A 14219-nucleotide genomic window follows, 5' to 3' on the forward strand; every position below is an offset into this window, starting at 1 on the left:
GTAGAGTTGGCTTTTGAACGGATTTTTACCGCTAATTGCAGCAAATTAAGCCACTTGGACGATATTAATCAGCGGCGCCAAGCCATATTTGGCACGCGCGCGGTCACAAGCGTCGTTAGAGCCCTGCCAAGAAATGTCAAAATCGCGACAGGGTGTGGGGCGATTTTCATAAATAGCACAACTAACCGCTTGCCCAACATCGCCTTGCAGTGCTACGCAGCGTGGAGTAGCGCTATTCGTGCCCTGCATGCAACGGCGAAAATCATTGAGCTTTTCGGTTAACTGATGGGGAACTACGCCAGCGGGTGCGTCGTCACCCTCAGCCCAGTAAAATGATACCCGATACGAAGCGCAACAGGCTCCACAGGTCACACACGCATTGGCACTAACAGTCATAGTCATGGACACCCCTGCAACATTATCGATAACGAAACAACAGTGCCTCTTTTGGAGGACGCGATAATATAGCGGGAGCACTCAGAGAGGACAAGCAAAATCACCGATGACAAACGCCACAGAACATGGCAAAGGCAGTAGCAAAGGGCGTAGCAAAAAACTCGGCAAAGAGCACAGCAAGTAGTAGCAACGGTGCAAATTTAATTAGCATGGCGTGATGCTATATTGCTTGCAAAGCAGGAAATAAAAATCAGGGATATACTAGGAGGATGTTTGCAAATGGCGGAGCGGACGGGACTCGAACCCGCGACCCCCGGCGTGACAGGCCGGTATTCTAACCAACTGAACTACCGCTCCGCAGCGGTCTGCAAATTTATCGATTGGCGGAGCGGACGGGACTCGAACCCGCGACCCCCGGCGTGACAGGCCGGTATTCTAACCAACTGAACTACCGCTCCACATCGATAAAAACGTTTCGGAGAAAGCGTCTCTCCCCTAACGCGGCGTGAATATTACGAGTCGCCTGTGTATGAGTCAACCTTTTTTTTGAAGAAAATAACCGTTTGCTCAAATAGCCACCAATAGCCGCTATTTTTTGCGCAAAACGCACATTTATTCTCCATTTTTAGCTTTTTCAGGCGTTTTTTCTTGGGTCGCTTCGGTTGCCGTTGATGGCTGTCTCGCTTTTCGTCTGCGCCACACCACAAATCCGATAGCGGCTAACAAAATACTGAGATTAACCATTACCACAATAACGATACCGCGCGTCGCAGCCGCTTCTTCCGCCGCGCGTTGTTCAGCTAATGCCTGTTGTTCGGCTAATTGTTGCTGACGTTTTTGTTCCGCGAGTTGTTCTTTGCTCGGTTGTGGCGCAATTTCACGGGTAATAAACTGAAAGTCATCCAACTTCAATTGTATTTCACGGCCATCGGTGGTGGTCGCAAATAACTCGGCTCGCACTAAGTAGCGGCCAAAGGCTAAGTTAGGGATAGCGATACTATAGGGCGGCGCTTGCATAGCTGGCGTGGTAAATTCGCGGCGTTCACCATTAGGAAACAAAGTCGTCCCCGTTAACACGATGCTATCAGCTTGCAAGCGATCGTTAGCAACGCTGATTTGCAACTGATGGTCTTGCTGCGGGTTTTCGGCTTGCTTGATCTCCATGGTCACCGGACTGGCTTCAACCACGATAGGCTGAGCTTCTTCTGAACGATTATAAAGCGGTGTCATGACGCGATAAGTGGGGACGTACTCGCCTTCTTCTAGGCGTAAATTAAATTCACCGGTAAACACGCCATCCCCCGGTTTTTCATCTAAACCTTTACCATCGTCGGTAAAACTGCCAACTCGCGCCGGATCCACGCCAAAATTACTGTATTCCGGGTTATTACTGCTGACAAATAGCACATCCAGCCGCACTGCATCTTCAAATGCCGAGGTTTCAACGGCATCGTCACCGTTAGTCAGGTAGCCAGTGGTCTTTAATTTTTCGCCACGGAACACGCGCGGCGGTAATGGCTCGGCATGAAACTGTACATCGGTAACCACCATCGCTTTGCTTTGTTGCGATAACGTACCGACAACCTGCCAAGGCCCTGGTGGTGGTTGTTTGATGTTGACCATGTCAAAGGTCTCATCGCTATACCAAGTAACCTTGTCGAGTGGATGCTTGGCTTCGTACCATTTACTGCCATCCGGTAGCACCAGAATAATGGGTGCACTATTGCGTTCACGAAAAAAGACCAAGCTGATATCGTCGACCTGATAGTCAATGCGAAAACGTTTACCCTCAAACGGCAACTGGTTATTGCCGATATCACCAAACATCTTAAAGGCTTGTTTCTTCCAGGCATCAGAACCCGGCTCAGGCTTGCCCTCAGCGGTTGTTGCTGGTTGCGCTGCAGCAGTCAATGCAACTGCCGATACCGCCAAACTTAACGCTACGGCTGTCGCCCAGCGCCCGATTAATCTTGCCAAAGACACTTACCCCCTGCTTCTGCAACTAGCGCCAAACGCTGTTGATGTGCCTTCTCTTCATCGGCGGTTGCCGCTAAAACCTTTAGCGCTGGGCGTTGTTTTATACGACTGATTTCGGTGCCACGCTGCCCCTGCTGCTGCTGGCGACTCGCTAAATCTAACTTAGTTTGGCCACCGGTCATTAACAAATAAACGTCGGCTAAAATCTCGGCATCCAATAACGCGCCGTGCAGTTCGCGCGATGAGTTATCGACATGATATCGGCGACACAAGGCATCCAAATTATTCTTTTGTCCGGGATGCTTTTTACGCGCTAACTGTAAGGTATCCAATACGCTACAGTAATCGGCGACCTGACCAAATTGCGGATTCAGCTTTTGAAACTCATGCTCCATAAAGCCGACGTCAAAAGGTGCGTTGTGAATAACCAGTTCGGCGCCCTGAATAAAACTTAAAAAGTCATCGGCAATCTGAGCGAATACCGGCTTATCGGCCAAATATTCATTGGTAATGCCGTGCACCTCGATGGCCTCTTGCTCGACCACCCGCTCGGGGTTGATATAGACGTGATAATGATTACCGGTCAAACGTCGATTAACCAGTTCAACACAGCCGATTTCGATAATACGATGACCTTGTTTAGGGTCAATACCGGTGGTTTCTGTATCTAACACCACTTGCCGCATAAAAATTCCTGTTATACTCACGCTCATTCAGATAGCAGCCATAGTAGCAACATCTATGCGACAGCAGAAGCAGGTAAACATTTTTACCGACGGTTCTTGTTTAGGTAACCCAGGACCGGGCGGTTATGGTGCCATTATAGAGTATGGAAAACACCGTAAAGAATTGCAGCAAGGTTATCAATTAACCACCAATAATCGTATGGAAATGCTGGCGGCGGTGCGTGCTTTAGAAACGCTCACCCAACCCTGTCAGGTCGAACTGTATAGTGACAGCCAATATTTGCGGCAAGGCATTACGCAATGGATCCATAACTGGAAACGCAACGGTTGGCGCACCGCGGATAAGAAAACGGTCAAAAACGCTGACTTATGGCAAGCCTTAGACCAACAATGTCAGCGCCATCAAATTGCTTGGCACTGGGTAAAAGGACATGCGGGTCATCCGCAAAATGAACGTTGCGACGAACTTGCGCGCACTGCCGCGGGCGGTAACGATTTGGCCACCGACCACGGCTATCAGACTTAATTTCTGCGGGTCAGTGGCCAACGTTTAGCTAAGCTAAAGCCCAACAGCATGGTCGCCACAAACAACAGTGTGCCAGCTTGCAAGCCGCCCAAGGCGGCCAAGGCAGGACCTGGACAGTAGCCAACCAAGCCCCAACCGACACCAAACAACAACGCTCCCAGCACTAATGGTCGGTCGATCTGGTGCTTTTCCGGGAGATGAAAACGTTCATGCCACAATGGTCGTTGACGCCGACGGCTGAGCCAGTAACCAACACTGTAGGTTAAAAACGCACTGACCATGACCAGCAACAATGTTGGGTCCCAATGCCCACGTAGATTCAAAAAGTTAACCACCTTAACGGGGTCAATCATGCCGGATAACGTGATCCCCAACGCCATCAGTGCCCCCGCCAGCCAAGCGGCAATAAAGCTACGCATACTGTACTCCGTTAAAGAAACTGGCAACGACAATACCTGCCAGCATAAAAATAACGGTAGCCAAGATTGACCGTGGCGACCAACGACTCATACCACAGACCCCATGACCACTCGTGCAGCCACTCCCCCAGCGTGTGCCCAAGCCGACTAACAGTCCCGCTAAGGCCACCCACCAAGAGACTTCAGGGGCATGCCAACTGACATTTAAGGCGTCGTGAACCCACGCTAGATAAAGCATCGGTGTGGTTAATAAACCCAATAAAAACCCCGCCCGCCAGCGACGTCCACCGCTTTCAAACAAAAAGCCAGCAGTAATACCTGAAATGCCTGCGACTCGACCTAATAGCCACCACAGCAGCAGCGCCCCTAAACCAATTAGCACGCCACCGATAACCCCGCTGAGCGGTGTGAATTCCGTCACCATAGCCGCTTCACTCTGTCACTTGTGGTAACTCGGCTTGTTGCCAAGCACTCATGCCACCACTGACCGAATAAACCTGTTTAAAGCCCATTCTTTGTAAACTCTCAGCCGCCAATGCAGAACGCCCACCGGAGCGGCAAATTAAATACAACGGGTCCTTCGCCATGCGCTGTAAAGCGTCATCATAACCGGCAACATCGGGGTGTTGAGCCAGTTGCATCTCTAATACACCGCGCGGCATGTTGACTGCGTCGGCAATGTGACCACTGCTAAATTCTGCCGGCTCGCGTACATCAATTAAGCGCTGCCCATCGGCTAACGCCGCCCGCAATTGTTCAATCGAGACTTGCTGCACGTTGTCCTGCGCGGCTTGACATAACTGTTGGGGGTTCATCAGATTCATCGTTAACTCCTTTATACAAAAACGGTTAGCATGGCCTACAGCGACTGCGTCATCACCAGCGCTGCCATCAACACTAAAAATATAGCGAAACTACGTTTTAATGCGAGCGTCGGTAGGCGTTGTCCCAGTCCTTTACCTATGCGACTGCCCATCGCTCCGATCACAATAATGGTCAGCATGGCAAGCCACGGTAAACTTTGTTGTTGCTGGTGCAAGTCCCACCAATAACGCACGAAGCCGCTGTAACTTTGTAGGACAATGATCACTAAACTAGTCGCTATTGCGGCAGGCAAGGTTAGCCCAGCTAACAGCACTAACGCGGGAACGATTAAGAAACCGCCACCCACACCGACAAATCCAGTTGCTACCCCGACGCCGCAGCCGACCAACAATAAGACCCCTATTGGCGCTTGATGCGGTTGTAGTTGCTGTGTCGGCGATTGCCACATACGGTAACTGGCTAACAACATCAATAAACTAAACAAGGTTAACTGCCAGACACTATCGACTAATCCGCCTAGCCAAGCACCTAAGTATGTACCGAGCATCCCGGGTAGTCCGAACCACAGCACATGCCGCCCCTGTATTTGGCGACGTTGCTCAGCGTTGCTCAGATAACCCATGACGCTTAACAACGCAATGTTGCCAACAATGAATAACGATGCGGCGATCGCGATTTTGGCCGGAAGCTGTAGCCCATAAAGTAACAGCGGTAGCGTTAAGATTGAGCCACCCGAGCCGAATAAGCCTAAACTCAAGCCGATGAGCAATGCGGCTGGCACTGTCATTGCCAAGTTCGAACTTGCCGTAGAAAAAAACTCGCTTATCACTTTTAGCTATTACCTTATAACCAAAATGAACTTATAAGGCGAGTTTGGCACAATTGGGCTGATCTGCAACTATTTTTGCATTGCGCTGTGCATGCGCAGTTAACGGCGTTGACTCATGCCAGCTAAACGCAAACCATTGACAGGTTTTGCTTGACGCTTTTTCTTACCCACCAGGGTCAACGGGTATTCGCGCTTGCGGGCAACAATAAGATAGCAACTCCCCAACAACGGCAAACGCTTGGCGAGTGCTTGTAACCAAGCTGGGCTGGGATTGCTTTTCGGCGTCAATTTAGGCCACAACAAACTGGCGGCAAAATACTGACTATCAATGACTTCGTAGTGTAATAACGCCAACCAATCCAACACCCGAGCACGAGTGAAGTAGCGTCCTCGCCAGGGGTATTGGCGTTGCTCAAACTGAATTAAGCCGGGTAATACCGCCGGCGATAAGGGATTAAAACCAATTAACAACAGATGACCGTCAGCGATAAGGCTGTGAGTAGCCTCGCGCAACACTTGATGGGGGTCACGCTCAAACTCCAACACGCCTGCCATCAACACGGCATCAATACTGGCTTCGGCGAATGGCCAGTGGCAGTAGCTAGCTTGTAACTGAGCGTCAGCATTGAGGTCGCTTAATTCACTCAACATCGTTAGCTGATGTTTCACCGGCGAGCATTGCGTGTCGAGCTGAGCGGCCAGATTACCGCATTTAATCAGATGGTAACCAAACGCCTGACTCAATGGTTCCGCAATGACCTCATTGGCTTGCTGCAGTAACCACTCCCCGTGAGCCAGTTGCTGCCAGTTGTTGGGGCTGGTCAGACAATGTTCTAATAGAGCCGGTTTTAACCGCACGCCGTTTTCCTTGTATAATCACGTTACTGACTGATCACTCGACGCTGAGCAACGAAGCGCTCATCATTCACCCGCAGACCAGAGGATAGCCCATGCAAGTCAGCGCCATTCCCGCTTTTGACGATAACTATATTTGGTTATTACGTCACACCGATGACAGTGCCGTGGTTGTCGACCCCGGTCAAGCTGAGCCGGTATTACGGGTACTGACCGAACAGCAATTAACTTTAGCAGCGATTTTATTGACTCACCACCATCATGACCACACTGGCGGCGTCGCGAAGTTACGCGAACATTACCCAAAGTGTCGCGTTTACGGACCTGCCGACAGTCCATTTACGGATATTGATGAAAGCTTAGTCGATGGCGATGTCATTCACTTACCCAGCTTACAACAACAGTTTCAAATTATGGCGACACCGGGTCATACTCTCGATCACATTGTGTTTTATGCGCGCGGCTACTTATTTTGCGGTGATACATTATTCTCAGGTGGTTGCGGCCGTATGTTCGAAGGTGACGCAGTTGGTTTTTGGTCATCTTTACAACGCCTGCGCGAACTCCCCGGTGATACACGAGTCTATTGTGCACACGAATATACGCAAGCCAACTTAGCCTTCGCCAGTAAAGTTGAGCCAGACAATGTACTGCTGCAAAACTACCGCGAACGAGTGAACTGGTTACGCCAACAGCAACAACCCAGTTTACCTAGCAGCTTGCTACAAGAGCTAGCCGTGAATCCGTTTTTACGTGCCGATCAGGCTAGCGTCAAAACCGCAGCAGAAACTCACGTGGGTCATCCACTGAGCGATGCCGCGGCGGTGTTTGCAACTATTAGGCAGTGGAAAGACCACGACTAATTCTATACACTGCCATCACGCTGTGTTAACAAACAGTAAAGATTTAACGGCCAAATAGAGATTGACCGATGATAAAGAACGTTGCTGCAAGCAGCCTGTGTGGATTAACGCTGATCCTTAGCGGTTGTCAATTAACCTCAACCAACGATGCAGAACCGGCAGTTGCCAATCACGCAACTGGCCCTCAAAGCCTACCTTTACAGCAGGGCTTACAAGCTTTTGCGTTGACCTCGCCGATTGCGAAGCAAGCACCTGTGGCGACAGATACGGTAACGGCGCAAGCGGTGGTGTCACCGCAGCAACAAGCTTTACTCTGGCAGCGTATTCGCATGCAGATGAAGTTGGCTATTCCAGATAACAAGCGTATTGATGTGCAACGCCAGTGGTACTTGCGTAACCCGCACTATATGGAACGTGTAGCCAAACGTGCAGCGCCGTTTTTGTACATGATTGTAGAACAAGTTGAAGCACGAGACATGCCGCTGGAGCTGGCATTATTACCGATCGTTGAAAGTGCTTTTGATCCCTTTGCTTATTCACACGGCCGTGCTTCTGGGATTTGGCAGTTTATCCCAGGCACCGCACAGCACTTCGGCTTAGGTATCGATTGGTGGTATGACGGTCGGCGCGATGTTTATGCCGCTACCGAAGCAGCACTCGACTATCTGTCCTACTTGCATAAGTATTTTGATGGTAACTGGATGCAGGCGTTAGCGGCTTATAATTCAGGTGAAGGCCGAGTTGCTAATGCGATTCGCAAAAATAAACGTGCGCATAAGCCGACCGACTTCTGGTCATTAGATCTACCGCGCGAAACTCGCGCTTACGTCCCTAAATTACTGGCGTTAGCAGATATTCTGAAGAATAACGATGCTTACGGTTTTGATTGGTATCCGATCGACAATGTGCCGCAGTTGGAGCGCATCGAGTTAGATAGCCAAATCGATTTAGCCAAGGCTGCCGAATTGGCCGACATGCCACTGGCTGATCTACAAATGCTGAATGCTGGCTATAACCGCTGGGCAACTGCCCCCGATGGTCCACACCGACTGTTAATACCGCTACAGAAGGCCGCCAGTTTTGAAGAAAAGTTAGCAGCACTCGATAAACAAGAGTGGTTGCAATGGACTCGCCATGAAGTTAAGTCGGGCGAAAATTTATTGCTCATTGCTAAACGTTACCACACCACGCCCGACGTCATTCAGCAGGCCAATAACATCAATGGCAGTATTATTCGTGCCGGCGATCATTTATTAATCCCGGTTGCGGCAACCGAACTGGATGACTATGTATTGTCCGCTGGGCAACGATTGGCAGCCAGCCAAAGTCGCCAACATGGCAGTCAACGTATTGATTATGTAGTTAATCGTGGCGATACCTTATGGGATATTAGCCGCGAATATAAGGTTAACTTACGTAGTCTGGCTAAGTGGAACGGCATGGCTCCCACCGATCCACTGCGCCCAGGTCAAAAGCTGGCAATTTGGCTGACCAGCAAACAAGCTAAAAATAGCGACGGCGTTATTCGTAAGGTGACCTATCAGGTGCGGAATGGTGACTCGCTGGCGCGTATCGCCAACCGTTTTAATGTGACCATCAAACAAATTGAGCACTGGAACCAAATTAATCGCCGCAATTACTTGCAGCCAGGCCAGCGCTTACAGTTATTTGTCGATGTCACTCGCGTCAATATTTAAAGGGGTCGTCACTATGCCGATTCGATTAATTATGCTGACTACAAGCTTATTCGTGAGCGGCTTGGCTCACGCTGAGTTTAGCGAGATGGTGCGTGGCAAAGTCACCTATCCGTCAGGCCGCACCGAATCGGTGAATTTTGAATTATCGTTCAAACAGGTATTCGACAAAATGTACTTTCGCGCGGGTAAGTCGCGCATTCAAACCGATGAAGTGCCCGAAAGCTATATTTTGAACGTGATTGTCAATAAAGACGGCTTAATTTACGTGGCCGAATTTGCCGATGGCTATATTAACGGCTTCGATGTTCGCGTCGGCAGCCATCATGTGTCTTTCAAGCAGCGCAGTCAGAGCGACGACGAGCGCAATGAAATCGGCTACGAGAACATCGAAGTCAGCATCGATAGCAGTAGCTATCTATTGGATACCACTCACCCTACCGTGATGTTTGAATTTGACCAGAATGGCATCATCGGTATTAATGGCAGCGGTTATAACAAAAACCTCAGCGACCACAGTCTGCAGCGTTAGTCATTGGCGACATCACTAAACTGATAAAAATGTGGCAATCACCATACCAGCAGTTTCGCAGGTTAAGTATAATCCATATCAAACAGCAACTTACTGCGCCAGCAGCGCAACCAGCTCCGCTTCGCTCAAAATTGTCACGCCCAGCTGTTCCGCTTTGCTAAGCTTAGAGCCTGCGTTATCGCCAGCGATCACCGCCGTGGTCTTTTTTGACACGCTACCGGCGACTTTAGCACCGCGCGCTTGCAAGGCCTGTTTGGCTTCGTCGCGAGTCATATTCTGCAAGGTCCCGGTTAACACATAAGTATTGCCCGCTAAACTCGCATCGGTTGCCTCGTTAACTGCCATCGATGGCCAACTGAGGCAATCGCGTAACGCCTCGATCACCGCTTGGTTATGACTTTCACGGAAGAAATGATAAATATGCTTAGCCACCACCACACAGCCGTCCTGCGTTATCTTCGTAGGTGTATATATGGGGGAATTTAACTAAACCTGTGCTACTTTCATTCGTGTAGCACATTCACAATTAACCAACTGGAGTTTTATGGAGCTGCGTGAATACATTCCAGTTACAGGGCCTCCAAATATTTGGGCAGAACTGGGTTTTCCAAACGAGGACGCTCAACTGCGCGAACAAGTCATGAATGGGCTCCCGATAAAAGTTCTCTACTTGTTTGCCTTCCTTGATGGGGGTAACCCAGACAGCATGCGTGATACGCTCCGTATCCCCTCAACAACCTTCCAGCGTCGAAAGAGAGATAGTCGCTTTACCATGAATGAAAGTAATCGGCTGTACAGCCTCATAGAGGTGTTCTCCCGAGCAACCGATCTATTTGAGGGTGATCGCAAAGCAGCTGTCGAGTGGATTACTAAAAAAGTCCGTGGTCTTGGGCATAAACGTCTTATTAATATGCTAGACAACCGCGCTAACACTCTGGCCGTTCTGGATTTGATTGCGCGTTTGGAGCGCGAAATCTATTCATAGGATCTGGGTTTATCATTTAAGCAAAACTTAATACCTGAGCAATTCATTCTCTGGTTTGATCTGATTTTATTGAGAGGAGGCTAATAATAAGGGCGTTAACTCTCGATAGTTTCCTGATACTGATAGTGGTTGTACTCCAAAACAATTCTAAAAGTTTCCACAAACCCCCGTAGGATTACCGTTGACTTAATGGCCCGATTTAGGACGTCAGTGGCGGTCCCACCGACTCACACGAGTGCAGTAGCGCATGACATTATGGCTTGGCATAATGTCACTCTCATACGTAACGCCCGCAACACTGGACAAATTTTAGCGAAACGAAATTTTGTTCCGAGTGCTTGCGCTTGTTAGCCGCCTTCATGAGTTGGGCTGTCGACGTACTTCGCTGCGATTTCAAACAGAGATATTGTTAGATCAACCATTTTCTCCATATGCTCTTGTTGAAGGATGGCAAGCTTAGCGGTTGGACCAGTAACCACAGCTAATGCCCAATATAGCTCCCACGACGCAGTCTCGAAACCTTCCGCTTGAAAGTATGCCCCCAGTGCAGGCTGCCGCTCATCATCATGGGCGTTGGGGCGAGTTTTAGGCGTCGGATGAACCACGGCCTCACACAAACGCCTATAGTGGTCATCATCGAAGGGAATCAGCCAATCATGGTCCCTGAGTCGTTTGCGCACTGCATATGGAGAAAACTCCCTCATCCGCTGCTTCTGAGGAGCGTCTAGCCAGGTACGGACTGCCGAATTCTCGACCCAGAAAAGATTCAATAGGTTTGCAATCTCGCCAACGCTACGAACCAAAGACATCGATTCATCGTAGTAGCCGCTAAGCATCAATCTATGCGATGAGACTAAGTGTGACACTGAACGGCCAGCCAGGTACTCGAATACGTGCTCCTTACCGTGGCAGCCCCAGTGGCAGCAAGAGAACATATAGAAGTGTTGCAAAAGCGCGTCAAAATCCCTGGTTGCCCTTCGAAAGTCGTCTGGAGCTTTTGTCAGGTATTGTTCGCTCTGCTTCCAGCAGGCGGCCTCAAACGGTTGCAGTTTTGCAGCTATCTCTAGCACGCTTCTCTCCTTTAGCTAACGCCGCCAAACATAGGCATATTTTGCGTTTTGAGCGCAGCGAGGCAAAATATGTCCCACTGACGTGGCTTGTTAGGCGTCCCGACTAATTTACCGAATATTAACGCCCATATTCACCAGCCAAAGTGCCCAGGCGTGACTTTTGCATATTATGCAAAAGGCATAACGGGGTGCTCTGGTCTCCGTAGAACTGTTTGTTAGGCATTATTTCATGGTCGCTGACGCTTGGTTAATGAACCCGCGGAGTACCTTGACGTATGTACTAGGTCCTTCCACCGGTAAGGAGAGCTTAGCCCCCATGTCAGCAAGAAGTTGGTGCACATCCGATTCAGATGTTCCGTCGATGGCGTGAACGCCGGATAAAGGAGGCTTGAGATCGCCTGGTGTGGTGCCCGCAACCATAATCGGTGCGAAATATCGTTTGGTACCCCACCGAGCCCCGAGTTCAAACATTACATAAACTGACTGCATACTAGCGGGGCTTAGCAAAGCTATGAAAAGATCACATCCAAACACCTCGCTGCGAAGTTGTTCGCTAGACTCTGAGCCCGCGGGCAGTTTATAGCCCTCGACACTTGTGCAGCGAATCTCTTTTGATGAAATATTGAGGGCTCCACGCACCAACTGTACGAATGTTTCCGCAATTGCCTTATCTGCGCTGGAGTGACTTACGAATACTTTCATTGTCATGTTTCCTAGTGCTGGCACCGAATCCGCAGTTATTGCCTGTGCCGCGGGAAGGGCATCGAGCATAGCCAACGCTTCCGTCGCTTGGGAATCCGTGCTTTTCGCCCACTTGGGTTGTATATAGAAGACACCAGACCTTGGTCTGGGTGAGGGTCGCCATGGAATTACAAATTCTTGGATTTTCGTTAATAGGTACCTGAGCTCGTCTTGAGACTCTTTAGTTGGCGGATTAGATAGGAGGAGAACCGCCTCACTTACAATGGGCCGCAAGGGGGCTAAGTGTTTGGGCTCTGATTCGATAGCAGCCTGAGCTCCCCGAACTACAGTTTTTAAGCGACTCCAACTCATCTGGATTTTTGATTCCCTATATTCTATTCATAGCTGATTGGGTGCTGAGCAATCCTAACGCCCGGCTTTGCGGCGAGCCGGAGCACAGTATAGGCGAGTCCGACAACCGTCGTTTGTTATGTTCAATTTATCCATATCTTAAGGTCCATATTTCCAAAAATACGCCCCAGGTTTGTAAGAGCGATAACTTGGCCGAAACTGTTTAAGTTGGCCGATGAGAATTTTTCTTTCTCATATAGCTCCAAAAGTTTATTTAAACTCGGCGCCTGACCTTTTACTCTTTCTTTAAATTCCTGCGTGTTCACTGCGAGCGAGGGATAACCCTTAAACTGAATGTCATATGCATCATGGCCAAACATGGGATTGAAATCTAAAACTCCAACCCCCGCCAAATACTGAATATTTGGCACTGACAGCACGCAGTTTCGCCCAAAGGCGGCTAGAACTGGTGAAGCAAATTGCTCTAGATGCCCAAATGAAACATTCGGCACCTGAATCGTCATGCTTGACACGAAGTGCTTAATACTAAGAAAATTTATGTGCGCTCTAGTGAGCTTAGGCGTGAGTCGTATTGCTTCTTCAATAGTAATATCTAATAAATCACTATTGCCCCTATCAATTCTTGAAGCGACCAAACTTGCCAATAAATTTAAGTCAGCTTTTTTACCTTTTTTAGCAGCTCCCTGAACTGCCTCATTCAAGGCCGCCTGGACATCAGGTTGTGCCAATTTTTCTGGATCAGTAACGGCTTGTTTTTTCGCAATCTCAGTCTTTAGCTCACTAGCTAAGGCCATAACATTTTCATTGACCTGCTTCATAGCTTCTTCTTGGAGCTTAGGGAAATTGTCATGTATCAAATCAAGACATAGCTGTTTGACGTTTTGATAGTCCATACCCTGATGGGTGATATTGATATCTCGCTTTGCTTGGTAAGCATCTGAATTTTTGCCAGTTTCTTGCTTCATGTCTCCAATCACGACCTATTCCTTAATGTTAATATCTCTGCCTGATTGATAGGCTTTGGAATTTTCGCCTACCTTCTGGCTCATATTAGAATTTTTGCCAAAAAAGAAAGTTGCGGCGAAAGCAGCGAGAAACGAAAGAAATGCGACAACTCCTTCAAAGCTATAGTCATTCACGTATGAATAAAATCCCGATATTAAAATACCGACTAACGTAACCAATTGGCTGAATAACTTCATTTCATCTCCGTAGCTCTGAGAATATAACATTTGAATAATGTGCCAGAACGCTTTCTCGGCTTTTACTTCGGCAACGCATGGAGTCAGTACATTAAAGTAGCGAAGAATTATAACTAGAGAGGCTCTTTCCCTTGGAAAACAAACTGAGCATGCTCATGTTGTTTTTACGCTGTGCCTGATATCACTGGCTGCACTTTCTTATCTTATTGACTTTACAAGACTCAATTTGTGCCGACAAGCAAAAATACGCAAGATTTCCGACAAAACGCGCCAGGAATCTCACCACGCTTCAGCAATATCTGGCCAG

The 14219-nt window shown here is 48.8% G+C and carries 17 protein-coding genes, 2 tRNA genes and 1 pseudogene; 5 read left to right on the forward strand and 15 right to left on the reverse strand.

Features of this window, described 5'->3' with window-relative positions; genetic code table 11:
• Positions 1–45: 45 nt before the first annotated feature.
• The 5 genes from A10D4_RS05985 to dnaQ all read right to left on the reverse strand — a co-directional run bounded on the left by A10D4_RS05985 (position 46) and on the right by dnaQ (position 3059).
• A complete protein-coding gene (locus A10D4_RS05985; RefSeq protein WP_008488375.1) occupies positions 46–402 on the reverse strand; it encodes a YkgJ family cysteine cluster protein in 357 nt (118 codons plus the stop codon).
• Positions 403–676: 274 nt separating this feature from the next.
• Positions 677–753: transfer RNA gene (locus A10D4_RS05990), tRNA-Asp, on the reverse strand.
• A gap of 24 nt (positions 754–777) precedes the next feature.
• Positions 778–854, reverse strand: a tRNA-Asp gene (locus tag A10D4_RS05995).
• A 154-nt stretch (positions 855–1008) separates the two neighbouring features.
• Entirely contained in the window at positions 1009–2373 is a 1365-nt protein-coding gene (locus A10D4_RS06000) for a TIGR03503 family protein (RefSeq protein WP_040502651.1), read from the reverse strand.
• The gene (gene dnaQ / locus A10D4_RS06005; protein WP_008488377.1) at positions 2361–3059 is read right to left on the reverse strand and encodes a DNA polymerase III subunit epsilon; all 699 of its coding nucleotides are present in this window, start codon (positions 3057–3059) and stop codon (positions 2361–2363) included. The genes A10D4_RS06000 and dnaQ overlap by 13 nt, the downstream gene beginning before the upstream one ends.
• A 55-nt stretch (positions 3060–3114) precedes the next feature.
• On the opposite strand from dnaQ, the gene rnhA reads away from it, so the two are divergent.
• Positions 3115–3585: a ribonuclease HI gene (gene rnhA / locus A10D4_RS06010; RefSeq protein ID WP_008488378.1), complete on the forward strand. Its 471-nt coding sequence runs from the start codon at positions 3115–3117 to the stop codon at positions 3583–3585.
• Here rnhA and A10D4_RS06015 read toward each other — a convergent pair.
• The 5 genes from A10D4_RS06015 to A10D4_RS06035 form a co-directional block, all read right to left on the reverse strand.
• On the reverse strand, positions 3582–4004 hold the full coding sequence (locus tag A10D4_RS06015) for a DUF6691 family protein (protein WP_008488379.1): 423 nt from the start codon (positions 4002–4004) through the stop codon (positions 3582–3584). The two genes, rnhA and A10D4_RS06015, sit on opposite strands and share 4 nt — an antisense overlap.
• A complete protein-coding gene (locus A10D4_RS06020) occupies positions 3997–4428 on the reverse strand; it encodes a YeeE/YedE family protein (RefSeq protein WP_008488380.1) in 432 nt (143 codons plus the stop codon). The genes A10D4_RS06015 and A10D4_RS06020 overlap by 8 nt, the downstream gene beginning before the upstream one ends.
• Positions 4429–4435: 7 nt before the next feature.
• Positions 4436–4828, reverse strand: coding sequence for a rhodanese-like domain-containing protein (locus A10D4_RS06025; RefSeq protein ID WP_008488381.1), 393 nt, complete (start codon positions 4826–4828; stop codon positions 4436–4438).
• A gap of 35 nt (positions 4829–4863) precedes the next feature.
• Entirely contained in the window at positions 4864–5616 is a 753-nt protein-coding gene (locus A10D4_RS06030; protein ID WP_040502621.1) for a sulfite exporter TauE/SafE family protein, read from the reverse strand.
• Positions 5617–5757: 141 nt separating this feature from the next.
• On the reverse strand, positions 5758–6516 hold the full coding sequence (locus tag A10D4_RS06035) for a class I SAM-dependent methyltransferase (protein ID WP_008488384.1): 759 nt from the start codon (positions 6514–6516) through the stop codon (positions 5758–5760).
• A 92-nt stretch (positions 6517–6608) separates the two neighbouring features.
• Here A10D4_RS06035 and gloB point away from each other — a divergent pair, with 92 nt between their 5' ends.
• The 3 genes from gloB to A10D4_RS06050 all read left to right on the forward strand — a co-directional run bounded on the left by gloB (position 6609) and on the right by A10D4_RS06050 (position 9602).
• Positions 6609–7376, forward strand: a complete 768-nt coding sequence (gloB, locus tag A10D4_RS06040; protein WP_008488386.1) for a hydroxyacylglutathione hydrolase — start codon at positions 6609–6611, stop codon at positions 7374–7376.
• A gap of 68 nt (positions 7377–7444) precedes the next feature.
• The gene (locus A10D4_RS06045; RefSeq protein ID WP_008488387.1) at positions 7445–9073 is read left to right on the forward strand and encodes a LysM peptidoglycan-binding domain-containing protein; all 1629 of its coding nucleotides are present in this window, start codon (positions 7445–7447) and stop codon (positions 9071–9073) included.
• A gap of 13 nt (positions 9074–9086) precedes the next feature.
• Positions 9087–9602: a hypothetical protein gene (locus A10D4_RS06050; RefSeq protein WP_008488388.1), complete on the forward strand. Its 516-nt coding sequence runs from the start codon at positions 9087–9089 to the stop codon at positions 9600–9602.
• Positions 9603–9692: 90 nt separating this feature from the next.
• On the opposite strand, the pseudogene A10D4_RS13605 reads toward A10D4_RS06050, so the two are convergent.
• Positions 9693–10037, reverse strand: a pseudogene (locus A10D4_RS13605) (BRCT domain-containing protein); the annotation flags it as partial.
• Between the two features lie 109 nt (positions 10038–10146).
• Here A10D4_RS13605 and A10D4_RS13610 point away from each other — a divergent pair.
• Positions 10147–10587: an antitoxin Xre/MbcA/ParS toxin-binding domain-containing protein gene (locus tag A10D4_RS13610; RefSeq protein ID WP_008488390.1), complete on the forward strand. Its 441-nt coding sequence runs from the start codon at positions 10147–10149 to the stop codon at positions 10585–10587.
• 347 nt (positions 10588–10934) lie between these two features.
• Here the strand turns inward: A10D4_RS13610 and A10D4_RS06065 are convergent, their stop codons facing one another.
• From A10D4_RS06065 to A10D4_RS06080, 4 genes are all read right to left on the reverse strand, one after another.
• Positions 10935–11657 (reverse strand): hypothetical protein, encoded by a 723-nt coding sequence (locus tag A10D4_RS06065; protein ID WP_008488392.1) that lies wholly within the window; start codon positions 11655–11657, stop codon positions 10935–10937.
• A gap of 222 nt (positions 11658–11879) precedes the next feature.
• Positions 11880–12359, reverse strand: coding sequence for a toll/interleukin-1 receptor domain-containing protein (locus tag A10D4_RS14175; RefSeq protein ID WP_192811513.1), 480 nt, complete (start codon positions 12357–12359; stop codon positions 11880–11882).
• Between the two features lie 473 nt (positions 12360–12832).
• Positions 12833–13687, reverse strand: coding sequence for an LPO_1073/Vpar_1526 family protein (locus tag A10D4_RS13615; protein WP_008488394.1), 855 nt, complete (start codon positions 13685–13687; stop codon positions 12833–12835).
• A 3-nt stretch (positions 13688–13690) separates the two neighbouring features.
• Positions 13691–13912: a hypothetical protein gene (locus tag A10D4_RS06080; RefSeq protein ID WP_008488395.1), complete on the reverse strand. Its 222-nt coding sequence runs from the start codon at positions 13910–13912 to the stop codon at positions 13691–13693.
• Between the last annotated feature and the right edge of the window lie 307 nt (positions 13913–14219).

The sequence above is a fragment of the Idiomarina xiamenensis 10-D-4 genome (assembly GCF_000299895.1).
Classification (GTDB): Bacteria; Pseudomonadota; Gammaproteobacteria; order Enterobacterales; family Alteromonadaceae; genus Idiomarina; species Idiomarina xiamenensis.